Consider the following 22619-nt stretch of genomic DNA (forward strand, 5'->3'; position numbering starts at 1 on the left):
GTCAGCTCGGCCCTGCCTTGTAACCGACACCTCGGACGGTCACCACGATCTCCGGACGCTCCGGGTCCTTCTCGACCTTGGAGCGCAGCCGCTGGACATGCACGTTCACCAGACGGGTGTCCGCCGCGTGCCGGTAGCCCCACACCTGCTCGAGCAGGACCTCCCGCGTGAACACCTGCCACGGCTTGCGCGCCAGCGCGACCAGCAGGTCGAACTCCAGCGGCGTCAGCGCGATGGACATGCCGTCCCGTTTCACAGAGTGACCGGCGACGTCGATGACGAGATCGCCGATCGACAGCTGTTCGGGTGCCGGCTCCTCCGAACGGCGCAGCCGCGCCCTGATCCGCGCCACCAGCTCCTTTGGCTTGAACGGCTTCACGATGTAGTCGTCGGCGCCCGATTCGAGGCCGACCACGACATCGACGGTGTCGCTCTTCGCCGTGAGCATCACGATCGGTACCCCGGACTCCGCCCTGATCAGGCGGCATACCTCGATGCCGTCCCGTCCGGGCAGCATCAGGTCCAGGAGCACCAGGTCGGGCTTGGCATCGCGGAAAGCGGCCAGCGCCTTGTCGCCGTCGGCTACGAAAGACGGCTCAAAACCTTCACCACGCAACACAATGCCGAGCATCTCGGCCAGTGCGGTGTCGTCATCGACGACAAGGACTCGTCCCTTCATAAACGACATCATCCCATTAACTAAATCGTTACCTGGCGTGACAAGTCACACAGCTCGGCGAGAGCCTCAGCCGTCACGGGCGAAACAACGCCCTCTTCGGTGACGATCGCCGTGATCAACTCCGGCGGCGTCACATCGAACGCCGGGTTGTACGCCTGGGTCCCCAGGGGTGCCACAGGTATACCGCCTCCCGCCTCGACTCCCACCACCGGCACCTGCGGTGCTGTGATCTCCGTCACTTCATGGCCGGCGCGCTGCTCGACCTCGATGGACGCCCCGTCGGGCGTGTCCGGGTCGATCGTCGTCACCGGCGCCACCACGATGAACGGCACATGGTGATACCTCGCCAGTACCGCGAGCGGATAGCTCCCCACCTTGTTCGCCACCGAACCGTCGGCCGCGATGCGGTCGGCACCGATCAGCACCGCGTCCACCTCACCGGTCGAGAACAGCGAACCCGCCGCGCTGTCGGTGAGCAAGGTGTACGCCATTCCGTTGCGAGCCGCCTCGTACGCCGTCAGGCGAGCGCCCTGCAGCAACGGCCTCGTCTCGTCCACCCAGAGCCGCCGCAGCTGCCCCGCCCGATGCGCCGCGAGCGCCACGGCGAACGCCGTGCCCTCCCCGCCGGACACCAGCGCCCCGGTGTTGCAGTGCGTGAGCACCCGGTGCCCGCCGCCCGGCAGCAGCTCGTCGAGCAGGGCCAGACCGTGCTCGGCCATGCGCGCGCTGGCCTCGGCGTCCTCCCGGTGCAGCGCCCGCGCCGCGGCGAGCGCGGCCGCGGCGGCCGCGTCCTGATCGCCGCCTCCGGAGAGCGCCGCCCGGTAGGCGGCCTGCGCCCGGCGCACCCCGACCCCGAGATTCACGGCGGTCGGCCGGGCACCGGCCAGCGCGAGAGCGGCCTCGTCCACGTCGAAGCCGCGTACGGCGGCGAGCGCGACGCCGTACGCCCCGGCGATCCCGAGCAGCGGCGCCCCGCGCACCGCGAGCGTGCGGATCGCCTCCACCAGCGCGGGCGCGTCGGTGCACACCAGCTCGACCTCCTCGGCGGGAAGCCGCGTCTGGTCGAGAAGGACCAGAACAGGGCCTTCGGGCGGCTCGTGCCAGCGGATCGCGGGTATCTCCGTCGGCCCGCTGTCCTCGCGGGATTGCGCGTAGTGATCAGCCATCCGCCCAGTCTGCCCCGTACCCGGCGGACAATTGAAGGTGTGCAGCCCATACGGGGGCCGGTCCTCTCCCGCGCACACCGTGGCACGATGGCTGCCAACCTGCCGCCGCGACCGCGGGACGGGCACCGTGAAGGAGCGACGATGAACGACTCTCCGGGCTGGGCCTCGCCCGGATCTGCCCCCTCCGGCGGAGAGGAGCCGGACTCCTCCGGCACCCCGCAGCCCGTCGGCCAGGGCGGAGCGAACCAACCCGAGCAGCCGTCGAAGTGGTCCAAGGAGCAGCCCCCACCCGCCCAGTGGTCCGCTCCCGGCACGCAAGGCCCCGGCCAGGCTCCGCCGCCCCCTCCGCCCGGTCCGGGCTGGGGCGGTCAGCGGCCCGGCGGCCAGGGCGGCGGCCCCGGCGGCTGGGGAGGCCCCGGATACGGCGGCCCCGGTGGTCCCGCCGGCTGGGGCGGCAACTGGGGCGGCCCACCGCCCGCCGCCAAGCCCGGCGTCATCCCGCTGCGCCCGCTCGGCGTCGGCGAGATCCTCGACGGCGCCGTCTCGACCATGCGCGCCTACTGGCGCACGGTCCTCGGCATCTCGCTGGCCGTCGCCGTCGTCACGCAGATCGCGGTCATCCTGCTCCAGGGCTTCGTCCTGGACGACAACGCCAATACGGACGCGCTCAACGACCCGAGCGCCACCGTCGAAGAGCTGAGCCGGGCCCTCGGCGACACCATGCTGAGCACCGGTGCCGTCCTGATCATCACCCTGCTCGGCACCATCGTCGCGACGGCCCTGCTCACGTCGGTGACGAGCCGCGCGGTACTCGGCAAGCCGGTCACCACGAGCGAGGCCTGGCGGGACGCCCGTCCCCAGCTGCCGAAGCTGTTCGGCCTGACCCTCCTGCTGCCGCTCATCGCCGTCGTGATCGTCTTCGTCGGCGCCCTCCCCGGTCTGCTCGCGGCTCTGAGCGGCTCGGGTGACGCCGGTGCCGCGCTCGCCGTCCTCGGCGCACTGGCCGCCGTCCTCGTCGCCGGCTGGCTGATGATCCGCTTCTCGCTCGCCTCTCCCGCCCTGATGCTGGAGAAGCAGGGCGTCCTGAAGTCGATGAGCCGCTCCGCGAAACTCGTACGCGGCTCCTGGTGGCGGGTGTTCGGCATCCAGCTCCTCGCCACGATCATCGCCAACATCGTGGCGTCGATCATCGTGATCCCCTTCGCCGTCCTGGCCGCGGCGCTGAGCGGCGACGGCCTCTCCGGCTTCTTCGACAACACCGGAGACGTCGGCTGGACCTTCCTCATCGTCACCGGTGTCGGCTCGGTGATCGGATCGATGCTCACCTTCCCGATCACCGCGGGCGTCACGGTGCTCCTCTACATCGACCAGCGCATCCGCCGCGAGGCCCTCGACCTCGACCTGGCCCGAGCCGCCGGTGTCCAGGGCTACGGCACCGGGGCTTCCGGCACCACACCGGGGAGTTGATGCGGTGAACGGGGCGGGGGGCGTCCTCACAGCATTGCTCGCAGGGCCGCACACCGGTGCGACAGCCGTCCTCGCGTTGTCGCGCGGAGACGAACCACCGGTGACGACGCCGCGCGATCCCGCGCGGGAGGCGGCCAAACGCGAGCTGTCCAAGCGGATGTACCACGAGAACGACCCCGGCCTGGTCCAGCGCGCCCTGAACGCCTTCTGGGACTGGGTCGACAAACTGTTCGGCGCCGCCTCCGCCGCGACACCCGGCGGGACGCTCGGACTCCTCGTCATCGTCCTCGCCGTGATGGCGGTCGTGGCCGCCCTGTGGTGGCGCCTGGGCACCCCGCACCGCACCCCCGTCTCCTCCGCCACGCTCTTCGACGACCGCCCCAGGAGCGCCGCCGAACACCGCGCCGCCGCCGAGGCCCAGGCCGCCCAGGGCCATTGGAACCAGGCCGTCCAGGAGCGGATGCGCGCCATCGTCCGCTCCCTGGAGGAACGCGCCCTGCTCGACCCGCGCCCCGGCCGCACGGCCGACGAGGCAGCCGCGGAGGCGAGCCGCACCCTGCCCGCCCACACGGACCGACTGCGCGCCGCGGCAAGGGACTTCGACGACGTCACGTACGGGGGCCGGGCCGGCGACCCACGCGCGTACCAGCGCCTCACCGAGCTCGACCGCGACCTGGAGCGCACCAAGCCCGTACTCACGGACAGCGCCCACAGCACGAACCGCAACACGAACCGCGACAGCCACCAGGGGGCCGCCTCATGACCGAGGCCACCCTCACCTCCACCTCGGCCTCGCCCACCGCCGGCCAGTGGTGGACCCGCGCGCGCGGAGTCGTCCTCGCGCTCGTCCTTCTGCTGACGGCCGCCGTCGTGATGGCCGCGGTCCGCTCGGACGCCCGGCACGGCCAACTCGACCCGCGCTCCGCCGACCCCTACGGCAGCCGAGCCGTCGCCGAACTCCTCGCCGAGCAGGGGGTCTCCACGCGCGTGGTCACCACCCTCGACGAGGCCCGCGCGGCCGCCGCCGCCGACACCACCCTGCTCATCGCCGCTCCCGACCTGCTGGCCAAACGTCAGCAGAGGCTCCTGAAGCGGGCGCTGGAGACCTCCGACGGCCGCACGGTCCTGATCACCCCCGGATCGCCCTCCGTCGGCACCCTCGTCCCCGGAGTCTCCGCCGATCCAGCGGTGAGCTTCGACTCGACGCTCTCCCCCGACTGCACCCTGCCCGCCGCAATTCGAGCGGGCGGCGCCGACACGGGCGGCGTCCGCTACACCTCCGGCGCCGCGGGCACCGACGCCTGCTACCCCAGCGACGGCCTCCCCACGCTCCTGCGTGTACCGGCGACCACCGGAAGCGGCGACACCGTCGTGCTCGGCGCCCCCGACATCCTCTACAACGACCGCCTCGACGAGCAGGGCAACGCCTCGCTCGCGCTCCAACTCCTCGGTTCCCGCTCCCACCTGGTCTGGTACCTCCCCTCGCTCTCCGACGACTCGGCCACCGACGCGGGCGACCAGAGCTTCTTCGACCTGCTCCCCTCGGGCTGGCTCTGGGGCACACTGCAGCTCTTCATCGCGGCGATCCTGGCCGCCCTGTGGCGGGCACGCCGGATGGGCCCCCTCGTACCCGAACGCCTCCCCGTCGCGATCCGCGCCTCCGAAACCGCCGAAGGCCGCGCCCGCCTCTACCGCAAGGCCAACGCCCGCGACCGCGCGGCCTCCGCTCTGCGCTCCGCCACCCGCACCCGCCTCGCCCCCCTCATCGGCGTGCCCCCGGCCCAGGCCCACGCGCCCGAAGCCCTGCTCCCCGCCCTGTCCGCCCGCCTCCAAGGCGACGGACAGGCCCTGCTCCCGCTCCTCTTCGGGCCGCCGCCCCGCGACGACGCGGCCCTCGTCTCCCTTGCCGACCAACTCGACGCCCTCGAAAGAGAGGTACGCATTTCATGATGGACCCGACCACTGACAACGCCGGGTACGCCGGGTACTCCGGGGACGCGGACACCGCCCGCTCCTCCCTGGAGGCCCTGCGCGCCGAGATCGCCAAAGCCGTGGTCGGCCAGGACCCCGCCGTGACCGGTCTCGTCGTCGCCCTCCTCTGCCGCGGACACGTTCTCCTCGAAGGAGTCCCCGGAGTGGCCAAAACGTTGCTCGTCCGCGCCCTCGCGTCCGCACTGGAACTCGACACCAAACGCGTCCAGTTCACACCCGACCTGATGCCGAGCGACGTCACCGGCTCACTCGTCTACGACGCACGCACCGCCGAGTTCTCCTTCCAGCCCGGCCCGGTGTTCACCAACCTCCTGCTCGCCGACGAGATCAACCGCACGCCTCCCAAGACCCAGGCGTCGCTGCTCGAGGCGATGGAGGAACGCCAGGTCACGGTCGACGGCACACCCCGACCGCTTCCCGAGCCGTTCCTGGTCGCCGCGACCCAGAACCCGGTCGAGTACGAGGGAACGTATCCCCTCCCCGAGGCCCAACTGGACCGCTTCCTGCTCAAACTGACGATCCCTCTGCCCTCCCGCCAGGACGAGATCAACGTCCTCACCCGCCACGCCGAGGGCTTCAACCCGCGCGACCTGCGCGCCGCCGGTCTGCGCCCCGTGGCCGGCGCCGCCGACCTCGAAGCCGCCCGCGCCGCGGTCGCCAAGACGTCCGTCTCCCCCGAGATCACCGGCTACGTCGTCGACATCTGCCGCGCCACCCGCGAGTCGCCGTCCCTCACCCTCGGCGTCTCCCCGCGCGGCGCGACCGCTCTGCTCGCCACAGCCCGCGCCTGGGCCTGGCTGACCGGCCGCGACTACGTCATCCCCGACGACGTGAAGGCCCTGGCCCTGCCCACCCTCCGCCACCGCATCCAACTCCGCCCCGAAGCCGAGATGGAGGGCGTGACGGCCGACTCCGTCATCAACGCGATCCTTGCCCACGTCCCCGTCCCCCGCTGATGGCACTCACCGGACGCGCCGCCCTCCTGGCGGCCCTGGGCGCACTCCCCGTCGGCATCTGGGAACCCAGCTGGACAGGCATCCTCGCCGTGAACGCCCCCCTGGCCCTGGCCTGCGCCTGCGACGCCGCCCTCGCGGCTCCCGTACGGCGCCTCGGCCTGACCCGCTCCGGCGACACCTCGGTACGCCTGGGCGAGTCCGCGGACGTCACCCTCACCGTCACCAATCCCTCCGGCCGCCCCCTGCGCGCGCACCTCCGCGACGCCTGGCCGCCGAGCAGTTGGGAACCCGGCACCGAGGTCACGGCCTCCCGTCAGCACCTGACGGTCCCCGCCGGCGAACGCCGGCGCCTGACGACCCGTCTGCGCCCCACACGCCGCGGCGACCGCCAGGCCGACCGCGTCACCATCCGCTCCTACGGCCCCCTCGGCCTCTTCTCCCGCCAGGGCAGTCACAAGGTCCCCTGGACCGTACGCGTCCTGCCCCCCTTCACCAGCCGGAAGCATCTCCCCTCCAAACTGGCTCGGCTCCGCGAACTCGACGGCCGCACCAGCGTGCTGACGCGGGGTGAGGGCACGGAGTTCGACAGCCTGCGCGAGTACGTCCCCGGCGACGACACCCGTTCCATCGACTGGCGCGCCACAGCCCGCCGGACGACGGTCGCCGTACGCACCTGGCGTCCCGAGCGCGACCGGCACATCCTTCTCGTCCTCGACACCGGCCGCACCTCCGCGGGCCGCGTCGGCGACGCCCCTCGCCTCGACGCCTCCATGGACGCGGCCCTGCTCCTCGCCGCCCTGGCCTCTCGCGCCGGAGACCGCGTGGACCTCCTCGCCTACGACCGTCGGGTACGCGCCCTCGTCCAGGGCAGCGCGGCAGGCGACGTCCTCCCGTCCCTGGTCAACGCGATGGCCGGCCTGGAACCGGAGCTCGTGGAGACGGACGCCCGTGGTCTCACCGCCACCGCCCGGCGTACGGCCCCACGCCGCTCGTTGATCGTGCTCCTGACGAGCCTCGCCGCGGCCCCCATCGAAGAGGGCCTGCTCCCCGTCCTCTCCGGCCTCACCCAGCGTCACACGGTGTTGCTGGCATCCGTCGCGGACCCGCACATCGCGCGTATGGCGAAGGCCAGGGGAAACACCGACGCGGTGTACGAGGCAGCGGCGGCGGCCCAGGCCGAGGCCGAGCGGCGACGCACGGCCGAGCAACTGCAACGCCGCGGAGTCACGGTCGTCGACGCGACCCCGGACAACCTGGCGCCGGCTCTCGCGGACGCCTATCTGGCGCTGAAGTCCGCAGGCCGCTTGTAAGCGAATACAGAAAGGACCGGCCCTTTGGGGTCCCGGGAAAAGGACCACAAACGCAGAAAACCCCCGTGACCGGTTTCCCGGTACGGGGGTTTTCTTCAAAATTTGTTCGGCGGCGTCCTACTCTCCCACAGGGTCCCCCCTGCAGTACCATCGGCGCTGTGAGGCTTAGCTTCCGGGTTCGGAATGTAACCGGGCGTTTCCCTCACGCTATGACCACCGAAACACTATGAAACTGTCAACCGGAGCCGTGGCATAGCTACGACGGTTGTTCGTGGTTTCAGAACCAACACAGTGGACGCGAGCAACTGAGGACAAGCCCTCGGCCTATTAGTACCAGTCACCTCCAGCGGTTGCCCGCCTTCCAGATCTGGCCTATCAACCCAGTCGTCTACTGGGAGCCTTAACCCCTCAAGGGGGTGGGAATACTCATCTCGAAGCAGGCTTCCCGCTTAGATGCTTTCAGCGGTTATCCCTCCCGAACGTAGCCAACCAGCCATGCCCTTGGCAGGACAACTGGCACACCAGAGGTTCGTCCGTCCCGGTCCTCTCGTACTAGGGACAGCCCTTCTCAATATTCCTACGCGCACAGCGGATAGGGACCGAACTGTCTCACGACGTTCTAAACCCAGCTCGCGTACCGCTTTAATGGGCGAACAGCCCAACCCTTGGGACCGACTCCAGCCCCAGGATGCGACGAGCCGACATCGAGGTGCCAAACCATCCCGTCGATATGGACTCTTGGGGAAGATCAGCCTGTTATCCCCGGGGTACCTTTTATCCGTTGAGCGACGGCGCTTCCACAAGCCACCGCCGGATCACTAGTCCCGACTTTCGTCCCTGCTCGACCCGTCGGTCTCACAGTCAAGCTCCCTTGTGCACTTACACTCAACACCTGATTACCAACCAGGCTGAGGGAACCTTTGGGCGCCTCCGTTACTCTTTAGGAGGCAACCGCCCCAGTTAAACTACCCATCAGACACTGTCCCTGATCCGGATCACGGACCCAGGTTAGACATCCAGCACGACCAGAGTGGTATTTCAACGGCGACTCCACCATGGCTGGCGCCATGACTTCACAGTCTCCCACCTATCCTACACAAGCCGAACCGAACACCAATATCAAACTGTAGTAAAGGTCCCGGGGTCTTTCCGTCCTGCTGCGCGAAACGAGCATCTTTACTCGTAGTGCAATTTCACCGGGCCTATGGTTGAGACAGTCGAGAAGTCGTTACGCCATTCGTGCAGGTCGGAACTTACCCGACAAGGAATTTCGCTACCTTAGGATGGTTATAGTTACCACCGCCGTTTACTGGCGCTTAAGTTCTCAGCTTCGCCACCCCGAAGAGTGACTAACCGGTCCCCTTAACGTTCCAGCACCGGGCAGGCGTCAGTCCGTATACATCGCCTTACGGCTTCGCACGGACCTGTGTTTTTAGTAAACAGTCGCTTCTCGCTGGTCTCTGCGGCCACCCCCAGCTCACCGAGTAAATCGGATCACCAGTGATGGCCCCCCTTCTCCCGAAGTTACGGGGGCATTTTGCCGAGTTCCTTAACCATAGTTCACCCGAACGCCTCGGTATTCTCTACCTGACCACCTGAGTCGGTTTAGGGTACGGGCCGCCATGAAACTCGCTAGAGGCTTTTCTCGACAGCATAGGATCATCCACTTCACCACAATCGGCTCGGCATCAGGTCTCAGCCTTGATGTGTGACGGATTTGCCTATCACACGGCCTACACCCTTACCCCGGGACAACCACCGCCCGGGATGGACTACCTTCCTGCGTCACCCCATCACTCACCTACTGCAGGTCTGGTCCGTCGGCTCCACCACTCCCCTTTGCCCGAAGGCTCCGGGGCGGCTTCACGGACTTAGCATCGCCTGGTTCAATGTTTGACGCTTCACAGCGGGTACCGGAATATCAACCGGTTATCCATCGACTACGCCTGTCGGCCTCGCCTTAGGTCCCGACTTACCCTGGGCAGATCAGCTTGACCCAGGAACCCTTAGTCAATCGGCGCACACGTTTCTCACGTGTGTATCGCTACTCATGCCTGCATTCTCACTCGTGAACCGTCCACCACTGCCTTCCGGCGCGGCTTCACCCGGCACACGACGCTCCCCTACCCATCACAGCGGGCGTTGGCCCTATTGCTGCAATGACACGACTTCGGCGGTACGCTTGAGCCCCGCTACATTGTCGGCGCGGAATCACTAGACCAGTGAGCTATTACGCACTCTTTCAAGGGTGGCTGCTTCTAAGCCAACCTCCTGGTTGTCTGTGCGACTCCACATCCTTTCCCACTTAGCGTACGCTTAGGGGCCTTAGTCGATGCTCTGGGCTGTTTCCCTCTCGACCATGGAGCTTATCCCCCACAGTCTCACTGCCGCGCTCTCACTTACCGGCATTCGGAGTTTGGCTAAGGTCAGTAACCCGGTAGGGCCCATCGCCTATCCAGTGCTCTACCTCCGGCAAGAAACACACGACGCTGCACCTAAATGCATTTCGGGGAGAACCAGCTATCACGGAGTTTGATTGGCCTTTCACCCCTAACCACAGGTCATCCCCCAGGTTTTCAACCCTGGTGGGTTCGGTCCTCCACGACCTCTTACAGCCGCTTCAACCTGCCCATGGCTAGATCACTCCGCTTCGGGTCTTGAGCGCGCTACTGAATCGCCCTATTCGGACTCGCTTTCGCTACGGCTTCCCCACACGGGTTAACCTCGCAACGCACCGCAAACTCGCAGGCTCATTCTTCAAAAGGCACGCAGTCACGACGCATTGAGTAAACTCAATGCGCGACGCTCCCACGGCTTGTAGGCACACGGTTTCAGGTACTATTTCACTCCGCTCCCGCGGTACTTTTCACCATTCCCTCACGGTACTATCCGCTATCGGTCACCAGGGAATATTTAGGCTTAGCGGGTGGTCCCGCCAGATTCACACGGGATTTCTCGGGCCCCGTGCTACTTGGGTGTCTCTCAAACGAGCCGTTGATGTTTCGACTACGGGGGTCTTACCCTCTACGCCGGACCTTTCGCATGTCCTTCGCCTACATCAACGGTTTCTGACTCGCCTCACAGCCGGCAGACTGTGAAAGAGAGATCCCACAACCCCTTGCATGCAACCCCTGCCGGGTCTCACACATACAAGGTTTGGCCTCATCCGGTTTCGCTCGCCACTACTCCCGGAATCACGGTTGTTTTCTCTTCCTGCGGGTACTGAGATGTTTCACTTCCCCGCGTTCCCTCCACACTGCCTATGTGTTCAGCAGTGGGTGACAGCCCATGACGACTGCCGGGTTTCCCCATTCGGAAACCCCCGGATCAAAGCCTGGTTGACGGCTCCCCGGGGACTATCGTGGCCTCCCACGTCCTTCATCGGTTCCTGGTGCCAAGGCATCCACCGTGCGCCCTTAAAAACTTGGCCACAGATGCTCGCGTCCACTGTGCAGTTCTCAAACAACGACCAACCACCCATCACCCCGAACCAGTAGTTCGAGTGCACTGGGGCCGGCACTGAAGGCAGCCAACATTCGGCCGTACCTTCAGACACCCAACAGCGTGCCCGACACCCTCGCCACTCATGATCAGCTTTCCACGCTCCGAAGAACAGTACTTGCAGCCCGAGATGACTGAGAGTGCCGAATAATCAACGTTCCACCCATGAGCAACCACCGTCGAACGTGTGCCGACGTAATGGCCCTGGACCACCAAGCGAACTCGGCGGCCTAGATGCTCCTTAGAAAGGAGGTGATCCAGCCGCACCTTCCGGTACGGCTACCTTGTTACGACTTCGTCCCAATCGCCAGTCCCACCTTCGACAGCTCCCTCCCACAAGGGGTTGGGCCACCGGCTTCGGGTGTTACCGACTTTCGTGACGTGACGGGCGGTGTGTACAAGGCCCGGGAACGTATTCACCGCAGCAATGCTGATCTGCGATTACTAGCAACTCCGACTTCATGGGGTCGAGTTGCAGACCCCAATCCGAACTGAGACAGGCTTTTTGAGATTCGCTCCGCCTCGCGGCTTCGCAGCTCTTTGTACCTGCCATTGTAGCACGTGTGCAGCCCAAGACATAAGGGGCATGATGACTTGACGTCGTCCCCACCTTCCTCCGAGTTGACCCCGGCAGTCTCCTGTGAGTCCCCATCACCCCGAAGGGCATGCTGGCAACACAGAACAAGGGTTGCGCTCGTTGCGGGACTTAACCCAACATCTCACGACACGAGCTGACGACAGCCATGCACCACCTGTACACCGACCACAAGGGGGGCACTATCTCTAATGCTTTCCGGTGTATGTCAAGCCTTGGTAAGGTTCTTCGCGTTGCGTCGAATTAAGCCACATGCTCCGCTGCTTGTGCGGGCCCCCGTCAATTCCTTTGAGTTTTAGCCTTGCGGCCGTACTCCCCAGGCGGGGAACTTAATGCGTTAGCTGCGGCACCGACGACGTGGAATGTCGCCAACACCTAGTTCCCACCGTTTACGGCGTGGACTACCAGGGTATCTAATCCTGTTCGCTCCCCACGCTTTCGCTCCTCAGCGTCAGTAATGGCCCAGAGATCCGCCTTCGCCACCGGTGTTCCTCCTGATATCTGCGCATTTCACCGCTACACCAGGAATTCCGATCTCCCCTACCACACTCTAGCCTGCCCGTATCGACTGCAGACCCGGGGTTAAGCCCCGGGCTTTCACAACCGACGTGACAAGCCGCCTACGAGCTCTTTACGCCCAATAATTCCGGACAACGCTTGCGCCCTACGTATTACCGCGGCTGCTGGCACGTAGTTAGCCGGCGCTTCTTCTGCAGGTACCGTCACTTTCGCTTCTTCCCTGCTGAAAGAGGTTTACAACCCGAAGGCCGTCATCCCTCACGCGGCGTCGCTGCATCAGGCTTTCGCCCATTGTGCAATATTCCCCACTGCTGCCTCCCGTAGGAGTCTGGGCCGTGTCTCAGTCCCAGTGTGGCCGGTCGCCCTCTCAGGCCGGCTACCCGTCGTCGCCTTGGTGAGCCACTACCTCACCAACAAGCTGATAGGCCGCGGGCTCATCCTTCACCGCCGGAGCTTTTAACCCCCACCCATGCAGGCAGGAGTGTTATCCGGTATTAGACCCCGTTTCCAGGGCTTGTCCCAGAGTGAAGGGCAGATTGCCCACGTGTTACTCACCCGTTCGCCACTAATCCACCCCGAAGGGCTTCATCGTTCGACTTGCATGTGTTAAGCACGCCGCCAGCGTTCGTCCTGAGCCAGGATCAAACTCTCCGTGAATGTTTACCGGTAATCCGGTGAAACATCATGAGAGCGGAACAACCGGTCGGAATAGGACCGGCGTTCACAGCGTCCTCGCTGATGCGCCTACCAGGCAGTGCCCGGCAGGACTTTTTCAAAGGAACCTCGTCCCGACCGATCGGCCGGAGACGGGGTATCAACATATCTGGCGTTGATTTTTGGCACGCTGTTGAGTTCTCAAGGAACGGACGCTTCCTTTGTACTCACCCTCTCGGGCTTTCCTCCGGGCGCTTCCCTTCGGTCTTGCGTTTCCGACTCTATCAGACCGTTTCCGTATCCGATTTCCTCGGTGCTTTCCAGGTTCCCGCTTTCGCGTTTCCCTTTCCGGCGAGTCCGACTCTATCAGAACCTTTCGGGCCTGGTTTCCTCGGTGCTTTCCAGGTAATCCGCTTTCGCGTTTCCCTTTCCAGCGGCTCCGACTTTATCAGAATCCGTGGACCGGATTGACCGGCGACCATTTCTGAATCATCAGGAGGGGCTTCTTCTGAATCGACGTGTCGATTGCTTTGAGAAGCGAGCAGACTCTAACCGCTGCCGCCGGACGTGTCCAGTTCTAGGCAACTGTTCGAATCTACCTCCCCAGTCTACCTCTGTCAACGGGTTTTCTGGGGCGAAGAGGAGACTAGCAGGTCAGCGGGTGTGTACGCACATCAGGCGGCCGTCGGGAGAGTGGCGCTGCGCTCCCATGCCGCGACGTCACCGGTGTCGCCGGAGCGTGCCGCGCGACCTCCAAGGACATAGACGTACAGAAGAAAGGCCAGTTCAGCCGCGATTCCGATGCCGATTCGGGCCCATGTGGGAAGACCCGAGGGCGTGACGAAGCCTTCGATGGCCCCGGAGACGAAGAGGATCAGGGCCAGGCCTATCGCCATGCCCAGCGCGGCGCGGCCCTCTTCCGCCAGGGCGGTCCGACGGGATCTCGGGCCCGGGTCGATCACGGTCCAGCCCAGGCGCATTCCTGTGCCGGCGGCGACGAACACGGCGGTCAGTTCCAGCAGGCCGTGCGGGAGGACGAGCCCCAGGAAGGTGTCGAGGCGGCCGGCCGATGACATCAGGCCGATGCCGACGCCCAGGTTGAGCATGTTCTGGAAGAGGATCCAGAGGACCGGGATGCCCAGGAAGATGCCTAGCACCAGGCACATCGCCGCGGCCTGGGCGTTGTTCGTCCACACCTGGGCGGCGAAGGAGGCCGCTGGGTGGCTGGAGTAGTAGGTCTCGTACTCGCCACCGGGCCGGGTGAGGTCACGCAGCTCGCTGGGCGCGGCGATGGAGGCCTGGACTTCGGGGTGGGTGCCGATCCACCACCCGAGGAGGGCCGCTACCGCCGTGGACAGGAGCGCCGTGGGCACCCACCAGTGGCGGGAGCGGTAGACCGCTGCCGGGAAACCGTGTGTCAGGAAGCGGACGACATCGCGCCAGGAGGCTCGGCGGGTGCCTGTCACGGCGCTGCGCGCGCGTGCCACGAGTTGGCTGAGGCGCCCGGTGAGCTGGGGGTCCGGCGCGCTGGACTGGATCAGCGAGAGATGCGTGGCGGTTCGCTGGTACAGGGTGACGAGTTCGTCTGCCTCGGTTCCGGTGAGGCGGCGCTGGCGGCGCAGCAGGGCGTCGAGTCTGTCCCACTCGGCTCGGTGGGAGGAGACGAAGACGTCGAGGTCCATCGGTTTGCCTGCTCCTCGGCTGCTCGTCGGCTGCTCATCTTGGATGTCAGCTTGTCTTACTGCGGCGCGATGTGCCCTCAGCTTGGCAGACTGGCTGTTCTCGGGGCAGGTCAGGGGAAGGACGGCGAGCGTGAGTGAGCTAGTGACGGGCGAGGCGGTGGCGCTGGAGTTGCGCCCCGCGAAACTGCCGAGCCGGGCGCTGGCCGTGTTGCTCGATCTGGCCGTGGCGGTGATGGTCTACATCGTCGTGACCATCGGTCTGGTCGCGTCGACCGCCGCGTTGGACGAGGCGGCGCAGATCGCCATATCGATCGCGAGCTTCCTTCTTGTGCTGGTCGGGGGGCCGATAGCCGTCGAGACGCTCAGCCACGGCCGGTCCTTGGGGAAGCTGGCGTGCGGGCTGCGGGTGGTCCGGGACGACGGCGGGCCGATCCGGTTCCGGCACGCGCTGGTGCGCGGAGCGGTGGGTGTGGTCGAGATCCTGATGACGTTCGGAATCGTCGCCTGCATCGCCTCGCTGGTGTCGGAGCGTGGGCGGCGGCTCGGGGACGTCTTCGGGGGGACCCTTGTCGTACGGGAACGGATACCGGTGGGACGGATGCCGTTCGTTCCTCCGCCGCCGCCCTGGCTGGCGGGACGGTTCGCGGAGCTCGATCTGTCCGCCGTTCCGGACGGGCTGTGGCTGGCCATTCGCCAGTACCTGACGCGGATGCAGCAGCTGGATCCGCAGGTCGGTGGGGCGATGGCGGAACGGCTCGCCGTGGACCTCGCGGCTCGTACCGGAGTTCCGGCGCCGCAGGGTGTGCCGGCGGGGGCGTATCTGGCGGCCGTGGTGCAGGAGAGGCAGACCCGGGAGGCTCGTCGGGCGTTCGGAAGCGCGCCGAGCCCGTTCGCGGCACCGGGAGCCGGTGCCTACCCCGTCCAGCCCGGGTATCCCGTCCAACCCGGCTATCCCGTCCAGCCGGGCAGTCCCGTCGGCCATCCCGGCCGACCAGGTGCCCCTGCCGGGTATCCCTTCCAGCCGGGACCCGGTGCCCACGCCGGCCGACCGGGCCCCACCGGATATCCGGTCGGACCGGTCCCTGCCGGGTATCCGGTCACCGCTCGACAGCCCGCGGCCCCGCAGACCTCCCCGCCCACGGCCGGCCCGGTCAGTCCGGTCCGCCCGGCCGAGCGGGGCGACGAGGCCGAGCGTCCGACGACCGGCTTCGCGCCGCCCGCGTAGCCGCGTGCACCGCCGAGCTCGGCATCCCAGGCCGGCACAGCAGCGCGAAACCGCCGTCAGGTGAACACCGACGGTGGTGACTCGAGGTGCTCCAGTTCGATGCCGGGGGCCGCGAGCACCACGTCTCCCGCGATGTGCACGGCGTGCTGCTCCCCCGTGTCCAGCGCTGTGACCCGGTATTCGTCCACGGTCAGCGGACCGTTGTCAGTGGCGTGTGTTTCGCTTGCGATCAAGGCCCAGGACTGGTCGAGGGTGCGCGGGGCGAGGACCGGGTCGGTGAAGGCGACGAGGCGTACGCGGGTCGCCGGGGCGTCGGCGGAAGGGGTGAGGCGGAGGAGACGGGCGGTGGCGACGAGAAACGCGGGGGACGTGCCGGTGAAGGCATGGGCGGGCACATTGCCTTCCGTGGCCTCGGTGCCGGTCGGGTCGGTGCGGACCCAGGTCACGCCGTCGAGGGCGGCGGCCTTTACCTGCCAGTCGGCGGCATGGAGTTCGAGGCGGATGGGGCGGCCGAGCTCGTCGAGGGTGAGGTCGACGGAGCCGGTGACCGTGCCCTGCCGGGAGGCGCTGTCGGGTTCTGTGCCGGAGGGGGTGGTGAGTTGGGAGACGTAGCGCCAGCCGGAAGGACCGGGCGCGCAGTGGAAGTGTTCTTCGGCCAGGGGGGTGTGGTCGTGCGGATCATGGAGCGAATAACGGCCGCGGGGCATGGGCGTTCAGGTCCTCATCGGGGACAGGCCCCCGCCGGGACGGCGAGGGCCTGCTGACATCCGGACGCCGAGCGGTGGTATCGCTGCTCGGCGGGCGTGCTCAGTAGCGGTAGTGGTCCGACTTGTACGGGCCGTCGACCTCGACACCGATGTACGAGGCCTGCTCGGGGCGGAGCGTCGTGAGCTTCACGCCGAGCGCGTCGAGGTGGAGACGGGCGACCTTCTCGTCGAGGTGCTTGGGCAGCACGTAGACGTCGGTCGGGTACTCCTCGGGCTTGGTGAACAGCTCGATCTGGGCCAGGGTCTGGTCCGCGAACGAGTTGGACATCACGAAGGACGGGTGGCCGGTCGCGTTGCCCAGGTTCAGCAGGCGGCCCTCGGACAGCACGATGATGACCTTGCCGTCGGGGAACTTCCAGGTGTGGACCTGCGGCTTGACCTCGTCCTTGACGATGCCGGGGATCTTGGCGAGGCCGGCCATGTCGATCTCGTTGTCGAAGTGGCCGATGTTGCCGACGATCGCCTGGTGCTTCATCTTGGCCATGTCCGCGGCCATGATGATGTCCTTGTTGCCCGTCGTGGTGACGAAGATGTCGGCCTTGTCGACGACCTCGTCGAGGGTCGTGACCTGGTAGCCGTCCATCGCCGCCTGCAGGGCGCAGATCGGGTCGATCTCGGTGATGATCACGCGGGCGCCCTGGCCGCGCAGGGACTCCGCGCAGCCCTTGCCCACGTCGCCGTAGCCGCAGACGACGGCGGTCTTGCCGCCGATCAGGGTGTCGGTGGCGCGGTTGATGCCGTCGATCAGGGAGTGGCGGCAGCCGTACTTGTTGTCGAACTTCGACTTGGTGACGGCGTCGTTCACGTTGATCGCCGGGAACAGCAGGGTGCCGTCGCGGTACATCTCGTACAGGCGGTGGACGCCGGTCGTGGTCTCCTCGGTCACGCCGCGGATCTCCGAGGCGAGCTGGGTCCACTTCTGCGAGCCGTCCGTGATGGTGCGGTGCAGGAGTTCGAGGACGACACGGTGCTCGTCGGACTCGGCGGTGTCGACCGAGGGGACCTTGCCGTCCTTCTCGTACTGGACGCCGTTGTGGACGAGGAGGGTGGCGTCACCACCGTCGTCCAGGATCATGTTCGGGCCGCCGGTGGGGGTGTTCGGCCAGGTCAGCGCCTGCTCCGTGCACCACCAGTACTCCTCCAGGGTCTCGCCCTTCCAGGCGAAGACCGGGACGCCCTGCGGGTTCTCGGGCGTGCCGTTCGGGCCGACCGCGATGGCGGCGGCGGCGTGGTCCTGGGTGGAGAAGATGTTGCAGGAGGCCCAGCGGACCTCGGCGCCGAGGGCGACCAGGGTCTCGATGAGGACGGCGGTCTGCACCGTCATGTGCAGGGAGCCGGTGACGCGGGCGCCCGCGAGGGGCTGCGCCTCGGCGTACTCCCTGCGGATCGACATCAGGCCGGGCATCTCGTGCTCGGCGAGGGTGATCTCCTTGCGGCCGAAGGCGGCCAGGGAGAGGTCGGCGACCTTGAAGTCCTGTCGGTTGTCGACAGTCGTCATACGAGCTGCTCCTCGGAATCGGGGCGAGGTGGGTAGGGCTGTTCTGCGCGGCGGTCGGCACGAACGCATGCCCGACGGGGCACGGACGTGCCCCGGCAGGGCACAGCAGTGCCCGGTGCGCGCAGCGCAGTCCGTCGGAGGCCCTCTCTCCCTCGGCCGGTCCGCGGTGGGACCGCCCGACCGCCATCAGCAGCGACGTCTGGCTCACCGACCAAGCTACACCGGTGGGCCCGTCCCTCCCCAGTCCGCCTATGCACAGAGCGGAGTCCGGCGGGCCCGGCACCGGCCCGTTCAGGGGGCGGGTGGTACCCGTGATGCCGCCGTGGGCCGTACCGGGGACCGGGACACGTGAGTCGGCCGGCGGAGCCGAACAACGGAACCGATCGGCAGGGCTGAACGGCGGAGATGCACGCCGTCGGGGCCCGCCTGAGATCTCAGGCGGGCCCCGACGGCGTACGAGCGGGTGGTGTCAGTGATCGGCCGGCGACTGCGACGGTCCGCCGGGAGTCGCCTCGCGGTCCGGGCCCTTGGCCGCCTCCGTCTCGCTGTAGATGTCCGGCTCCAGGTAGATGACCCGGGCGATCGGGACGGCGGTGCGGATGCGGGACTCGGCGGCGTCGATCGCGGAGGCCACCTGGGTGGCCGTGTCGTCGTGCTTGACGGCGATCTTCGCCGCGACCAGGAGCTCCTCCGGACCGAGGTGGAGCGTGCGCATGTGGATGATGCCGGTGACGGTGGCGCCGTCGACCATCGCCGCCTCGATCTTCTCGGTGTCCTCGGGGCCCGCCGACTCGCCCAGCAGCAGGGACTTGGTCTCGGCGGCGAGGACCAGCGCGATCAGGATGAGCAGGACACCGATGCAGACCGTGCCGATGCCGTCCCAGACGCCGTTGCCGGTGAGCAGGGCGAGGCCGACGCCGCCGAGCGCGAGGACCAGACCGATGAGGGCGCCGAAGTCCTCCAGGAGGACGACGGGCAGCTCGGGGGCCTTGGAGCGGCGGATGAACTGGGACCAGGAGTGCGAGCCGCGCAGCTCGTTGGACTCCTTGATGGCCGTACGGAAGGAGAAGCTCTCGGCGATGATCGCGAACACCAGCACGCCCACCGGCCAGTACCAGTGCTCGATCTCGTGCGGGTGCTTGATCTTCTCGTAGCCCTCGTAGACGGCGAACATGCCGCCGACGGAGAACAGGACGATCGAGACGAGGAAGGCGTAGATGTAGCGCTCGCGGCCGTAGCCGAACGGGTGCTGCGGGGTCGCCTCGCGCTGGGCCTTCTTTCCGCCGACCAGGAGCAGCGCCTGGTTGCCGGAGTCTGCGAGCGAGTGAACGCCCTCGGCGAGCATCGAGGAGGAGCCGCTGAACGCGAACGCCACGAACTTCGCTGCCGCGATCGCGAGGTTGGCACCGAGTGCCGCCACGATCGCCTTGGTGCCGCCTGAAGCGCTCATCTGCTCCTGCTGTCCCTTCGTACGCCGTCCGGACCACGTTCGTACCCTGGTACCCCGGTCCGGGCTTTGCCCGCCCTTTGCGGTGCGCCATTCTTGCAGCCCGGTCCGTCGGCGGCGCCTCAGGCCAGCACAGTCGCCCCGTCAGGCCACCACTGTCGCACGGAAGATCGTGCCGGACCCGGACACTTCGGCCTTTTCGCCGGCCGGTACGAAGACCGATCCGCCGGGGGTGAGGTCGATGCCGTCGGCGCGCACGGAACCCGAGGTGCAGAGCAGGATCTGCGGGGTCTCGCGGGTGAGGTCGTGCGGGTCGGCACCCTCGGCGACGACATACCGGGAGAGGCGGAACTCGTCGATGGGGGTCGCGTAGACCTCCTCGCCGTCGGGGGACGCCTCGGGGCGCAGGACACCGGGGTCGCCCGCCTCGAAGCGGACCACGCGCAGGAGTTCGGGGACGTCGACGTGCTTGGGGGTCAGACCGCAGCGCAGGACGTTGTCGCTGTTGGCCATGATCTCGACGCCGAGGCCGTTCAGGTACGCGTGCGGGATGCCCGCACCGAGGAACAGGGCCTCGCCCGGCTGCAGCTGGACGTAGTTGAGGAGCATCGCGGCGATGACGCCGGGGTCGCCCGGGTAGTGGTGGGCGAGGTCGGCGTACGGGGCGTAGTCGCCGCCGAGCCGGGCGCAGGCGGCCGTGGTCTCGGTGACCGTACGGGCCATGTCGTCGGGGTCGGCGCCCAGTACCGCCGTCAGGACCTCGCGGAGCGCCGCCTCCTCCGGGTGGGCGCGCAGCAGGTCGACGTACGGCTTGAGGGAGTCGACGTCGAGGGCCGCGAGGAGTCCGGCGGCCTCCTCGGGGGCGCGGAAGCCGCACAGGCCGTCGAACTCGGTGAGGGCGCAGATCAGTTCGGGCTTGTGGTTGGCGTCCTTGTAGTTGCGGTGCGGGGCGTCGATCGGGACTCCGCGCCGCTCCTCGTCCTCGTAGCCCTCCCGTGCCTGTTCGCGGTCGGGGTGCACCTGGAGGGAGAGGGGGGCGCCGGCGGCGAGGATCTTCAGGAGGAACGGCAGGCGGGGGCCGAATTTGGCGACTGCGGCGCGGCCGAGTTCCTTCTCCGGGTCCTCGGCGACGACCTCGTTGAGCGGACCGCGCCCGGTGCGCGAGGGTGCGCCCGGGTGGGCGCCCATCCACATCTCCGCCTGCGGCTCGCCGGTCGGCTCCAGGCCGAGCAGCCGCGGAATGGCGGTGGTCGAACCCCAGGCGTAGGGGCGGACGGTGTTGTCGAGGCGGTCCATGGCTGTCTTCTTCTCCATACGTGCGCTGCTCGGCCCACTGCGTGCGGGCGCTGATGCTGGCCGGGAGGCGTGGCGTCAGGGGCGCCGGTCACGGGATCCGGCGGCGACGGGCGCCGGCCGGAGGTCCCGCCCAAGATCAGGCCCCCGAAGCGAGCGCCAGGTAAACGGCGGCGAAATCCGTGATGGCGATCAGTTCCGCGAGGGTCTCCAGTTCGCCGCCCTCCTCGGGTTCGAGCTCGCTGATCGCGGTGTCGTGGCCGAGGGCGAGTTCGCGGGCGGCGGGTGCGGCGCTGATCCCGCCGATCGGACGGTCGCGGAGGAGCACCACGCGCGCGTGCAGCGCCTGGGCCTCCTCGACGCGGTCGCGGAAGAAGTCGTCGGGGTCCGCGCCGGCGGCGAGCGCGCCGGCGAGCAGCACGCTGTGCGAGGCGAGCGCCTCGGGGAGTTCGGCGGTGAGCGCGGGGCGGCCGGCGAGTTCGGCGAGCGCGGCGGTGAAGCGGCGGCCCGCCGGGCCCGCCGAGGTGCCCTCCGTCCAGATCACCGGGAGCGCCTCGGCCAGTTCGACGGCGAGGGTCTTGGCCGGGTTGCTGTACGCCGCGATGGCGGGGCCGCAGCGCTCGGCGACGCGGTCGAGGCGGTCGGCGACCTTCTGCAGGGCCTCCGGCGGGGCCGAGACCAGGCCGGTGCGGTCGAGGAGGGCGAGCAGCGGGGTGAGCAGGGCCCAGAGCACGCCGGGGGCCGAGGCAGCCAGGGGCTCGTCCTGCTCGTACGGGGCGGTCGCCATCGGTACGAAGAGGCCGTGGCTGCCTTCCACCCACTCGGCGAGGGGGGAGCCGCCGGGGGCGACGGCGGCGACGGTGCTGCCGCGCCGGTAGGCCTGCTCGATGAGCAGTTCCAGGCCGGGTTCGCTGCCGTCGGGGGTGGCGATCAGCAGGAGGTCGACGGGGCCCGCCCAGCCGGGCAGTTCCCAGCGCAGGGCACCCCCGGCGGGAGCGACTCCCGTGGGGGTGAGCCGGGTGAGGGGGCAGCTCGCTCCGGCGAGGGTGCCGAGCAGTTCGGCGACGCCGGTGGCGGCCATGCCGGGGCCGGCGATCAGGACGGCGCGTGGGCGGCCGTCCGGCTTCAGCTCGGAGACGCCGGCCTCGGTGGCGTGCCGGACCGCGGTGCGCACCCGGGCGCCGGCCTCGGCCGCGCCACGGAGCAGCGCCCGCCGGTCGGCCCGGGCGAGCGCGTCAGGATCGTCGAGGAGCGATTCGTCGAGCATGGGGTCGGGAGCCTCCGGTCGCCGGGGCGGCGCTTGCGCGTGAGCCGCCGGGGTCGCTTGCACGGGGTCGCTCGCGCGAGCTGACGAGCGGCGCTGGGTCGGACCGGGTGCCGGCCGGGTGTGCGCCGGTCGCCGATCGGTGCGGCGGCGTCGCCGTTGTCCGTGCGGGCGGCGGCGCTGTCGCCTGTCGTCGGGTGTCGTCGTGCCTGCCGCGCCGTCGGCAAGTCCGCGGGCGGGGACGGCGCGGCTGTCGCCTCGCGCGCGGCGGTCGCGACGCCGTTGTCGGCGGGGCGACCGTGTCGCTCACGCGGGGCGGCGGGCCTCGTCGACCAGGAGTACGGGGATGCCGTCGCGGACCGGGTAGGCGAGGCCGCAGTCCGCTCCCGTGCAGATCAGCTCGGTCTCCTGCTCCTTGAGCGGGGCATGGCAGGCCGGGCAGGCGAGGATCTCCAGGAGGCCGGCTTCGAGCGGCATGGGGTGTCCTTCCGAAACGGTGGATGCGGCCTGGTCAGGGTACCGCTGCGGGAAGCCTGATGCCGGGGTGCGGCACCGGCTGGTGGAGGCGTGCGGGCGGGTCCGCGGGCCCTCTGCGGCCCGCGTC

Annotated in this window: 15 protein-coding genes and 3 rRNA genes; 6 read left to right on the forward strand and 12 right to left on the reverse strand. The window is 68.1% G+C overall.

Going from position 1 to position 22619, the window contains the following annotated elements:
• Nucleotide 1 precedes the first annotated feature (1 nt).
• The gene (gene mtrA, locus OG788_RS19395; protein WP_209441191.1) at nt 2-691 is read right to left on the reverse strand and encodes a two-component system response regulator MtrA; all 690 of its coding nucleotides are present in this window, start codon (nt 689-691) and stop codon (nt 2-4) included.
• Between the two features lie 8 nt (nt 692-699).
• Nucleotides 700-1845 (reverse strand): S-methyl-5-thioribose-1-phosphate isomerase, encoded by a 1146-nt coding sequence (gene mtnA / locus OG788_RS19400; RefSeq protein ID WP_351553935.1) that lies wholly within the window; start codon nt 1843-1845, stop codon nt 700-702.
• Between the two features lie 141 nt (nt 1846-1986).
• On the opposite strand from mtnA, the gene OG788_RS19405 reads away from it, so the two are divergent.
• Genes OG788_RS19405 through OG788_RS19425 form a run of 5 tightly spaced genes read left to right on the forward strand, consistent with a single transcriptional unit; the run spans nt 1987 to nt 7570 of the window.
• Nucleotides 1987-3312: a glycerophosphoryl diester phosphodiesterase membrane domain-containing protein gene (locus tag OG788_RS19405; RefSeq protein WP_406372344.1), complete on the forward strand. Its 1326-nt coding sequence runs from the start codon at nt 1987-1989 to the stop codon at nt 3310-3312.
• A gap of 4 nt (nt 3313-3316) precedes the next feature.
• Nucleotides 3317-4075, forward strand: a complete 759-nt coding sequence (locus OG788_RS19410; RefSeq protein ID WP_406372346.1) for a DUF4129 domain-containing protein — start codon at nt 3317-3319, stop codon at nt 4073-4075.
• Nucleotides 4072-5262, forward strand: coding sequence for a DUF4350 domain-containing protein (locus OG788_RS19415; RefSeq protein WP_406372348.1), 1191 nt, complete (start codon nt 4072-4074; stop codon nt 5260-5262). Before OG788_RS19410 ends, OG788_RS19415 begins: the two co-directional genes overlap by 4 nt.
• The gene (locus tag OG788_RS19420; protein WP_351553946.1) at nt 5262-6260 is read left to right on the forward strand and encodes a MoxR family ATPase; all 999 of its coding nucleotides are present in this window, start codon (nt 5262-5264) and stop codon (nt 6258-6260) included. The genes OG788_RS19415 and OG788_RS19420 overlap by 1 nt, the downstream gene beginning before the upstream one ends.
• Complete coding sequence (locus OG788_RS19425; protein ID WP_406372350.1) at nt 6260-7570, forward strand: DUF58 domain-containing protein; 1311 nt, start codon at nt 6260-6262, stop codon at nt 7568-7570. Before OG788_RS19420 ends, OG788_RS19425 begins: the two co-directional genes overlap by 1 nt.
• Nucleotides 7571-7674: 104 nt before the next feature.
• Here OG788_RS19425 and rrf read toward each other — a convergent pair.
• The 4 genes from rrf to OG788_RS19445 form a co-directional block, all read right to left on the reverse strand.
• Nucleotides 7675-7791: ribosomal RNA gene (gene rrf, locus OG788_RS19430) — 5S ribosomal RNA — on the reverse strand.
• Nucleotides 7792-7877: 86 nt separating this feature from the next.
• Nucleotides 7878-11000 (reverse strand): 23S ribosomal RNA (locus OG788_RS19435).
• A 316-nt stretch (nt 11001-11316) separates the two neighbouring features.
• Nucleotides 11317-12842: ribosomal RNA gene (locus tag OG788_RS19440) — 16S ribosomal RNA — on the reverse strand.
• The 16S, 23S and 5S rRNA genes sit together here, the layout of an rRNA operon.
• Before the next feature lie 671 nt (nt 12843-13513).
• The gene (locus OG788_RS19445) at nt 13514-14521 is read right to left on the reverse strand and encodes a stage II sporulation protein M (protein WP_406372352.1); all 1008 of its coding nucleotides are present in this window, start codon (nt 14519-14521) and stop codon (nt 13514-13516) included.
• A gap of 130 nt (nt 14522-14651) precedes the next feature.
• Between OG788_RS19445 and OG788_RS19450 the strand changes: the two genes are divergently transcribed.
• A complete protein-coding gene (locus OG788_RS19450) occupies nt 14652-15746 on the forward strand; it encodes an RDD family protein (protein ID WP_406372354.1) in 1095 nt (364 codons plus the stop codon).
• A 56-nt stretch (nt 15747-15802) separates the two neighbouring features.
• On the opposite strand, the gene OG788_RS19455 is transcribed toward OG788_RS19450, so the two are convergent.
• The 6 genes from OG788_RS19455 to OG788_RS19480 all read right to left on the reverse strand — a co-directional run bounded on the left by OG788_RS19455 (nt 15803) and on the right by OG788_RS19480 (nt 22492).
• Nucleotides 15803-16453 (reverse strand): hypothetical protein, encoded by a 651-nt coding sequence (locus OG788_RS19455; RefSeq protein ID WP_351550701.1) that lies wholly within the window; start codon nt 16451-16453, stop codon nt 15803-15805.
• Nucleotides 16454-16553: 100 nt separating this feature from the next.
• Nucleotides 16554-18011 (reverse strand): adenosylhomocysteinase, encoded by a 1458-nt coding sequence (gene ahcY, locus OG788_RS19460; RefSeq protein WP_351550694.1) that lies wholly within the window; start codon nt 18009-18011, stop codon nt 16554-16556.
• A 469-nt stretch (nt 18012-18480) separates the two neighbouring features.
• The gene (locus OG788_RS19465; RefSeq protein ID WP_351550691.1) at nt 18481-19461 is read right to left on the reverse strand and encodes a cation diffusion facilitator family transporter; all 981 of its coding nucleotides are present in this window, start codon (nt 19459-19461) and stop codon (nt 18481-18483) included.
• A 141-nt stretch (nt 19462-19602) separates the two neighbouring features.
• Nucleotides 19603-20754 carry a mannose-6-phosphate isomerase, class I gene (manA, locus tag OG788_RS19470; protein ID WP_406376788.1) on the reverse strand — a complete coding sequence of 384 codons (1152 nt, stop codon included), beginning with the start codon at nt 20752-20754 and terminating at the stop codon, nt 19603-19605.
• A gap of 136 nt (nt 20755-20890) precedes the next feature.
• Nucleotides 20891-22018, reverse strand: a complete 1128-nt coding sequence (locus OG788_RS19475; protein WP_356461851.1) for an SIS domain-containing protein — start codon at nt 22016-22018, stop codon at nt 20891-20893.
• Between the two features lie 303 nt (nt 22019-22321).
• Nucleotides 22322-22492, reverse strand: coding sequence for a Trm112 family protein (locus tag OG788_RS19480; RefSeq protein ID WP_078943765.1), 171 nt, complete (start codon nt 22490-22492; stop codon nt 22322-22324).
• Nucleotides 22493-22619 lie beyond the last annotated feature (127 nt).

This window comes from Streptomyces sp. NBC_00647 (assembly GCF_045207245.1).
In the GTDB taxonomy this organism is placed as follows: domain Bacteria; phylum Actinomycetota; class Actinomycetes; order Streptomycetales; family Streptomycetaceae; genus Streptomyces.

What these genes read in the sequence shown, in the direction of transcription:
- mtrA (WP_209441191.1), bottom strand. Translation starts at nt 691, where the DNA reads ATGATGTCGTTTATGAAGGGACGAGTCCTTGTCGTCGATGACGACACC.
- mtnA (WP_351553935.1), bottom strand. Translation starts at nt 1,845, where the DNA reads ATGGCTGATCACTACGCGCAATCCCGCGAGGACAGCGGGCCGACGGAG.
- OG788_RS19405 (WP_406372344.1), top strand. Translation starts at nt 1,987, where the DNA reads ATGAACGACTCTCCGGGCTGGGCCTCGCCCGGATCTGCCCCCTCCGGC.
- OG788_RS19415 (WP_406372348.1), top strand. Translation starts at nt 4,072, where the DNA reads ATGACCGAGGCCACCCTCACCTCCACCTCGGCCTCGCCCACCGCCGGC.
- OG788_RS19420 (WP_351553946.1), top strand. Translation starts at nt 5,262, where the DNA reads ATGGACCCGACCACTGACAACGCCGGGTACGCCGGGTACTCCGGGGAC.
- OG788_RS19425 (WP_406372350.1), top strand. Translation starts at nt 6,260, where the DNA reads ATGGCACTCACCGGACGCGCCGCCCTCCTGGCGGCCCTGGGCGCACTC.
- OG788_RS19445 (WP_406372352.1), bottom strand. Translation starts at nt 14,521, where the DNA reads ATGGACCTCGACGTCTTCGTCTCCTCCCACCGAGCCGAGTGGGACAGA.
- OG788_RS19455 (WP_351550701.1), bottom strand. Translation starts at nt 16,453, where the DNA reads ATGCCCCGCGGCCGTTATTCGCTCCATGATCCGCACGACCACACCCCC.
- ahcY (WP_351550694.1), bottom strand. Translation starts at nt 18,011, where the DNA reads ATGACGACTGTCGACAACCGACAGGACTTCAAGGTCGCCGACCTCTCC.
- OG788_RS19465 (WP_351550691.1), bottom strand. Translation starts at nt 19,461, where the DNA reads ATGAGCGCTTCAGGCGGCACCAAGGCGATCGTGGCGGCACTCGGTGCC.
- manA (WP_406376788.1), bottom strand. Translation starts at nt 20,754, where the DNA reads ATGGACCGCCTCGACAACACCGTCCGCCCCTACGCCTGGGGTTCGACC.
- OG788_RS19475 (WP_356461851.1), bottom strand. Translation starts at nt 22,018, where the DNA reads ATGCTCGACGAATCGCTCCTCGACGATCCTGACGCGCTCGCCCGGGCC.
- OG788_RS19480 (WP_078943765.1), bottom strand. Translation starts at nt 22,492, where the DNA reads ATGCCGCTCGAAGCCGGCCTCCTGGAGATCCTCGCCTGCCCGGCCTGC.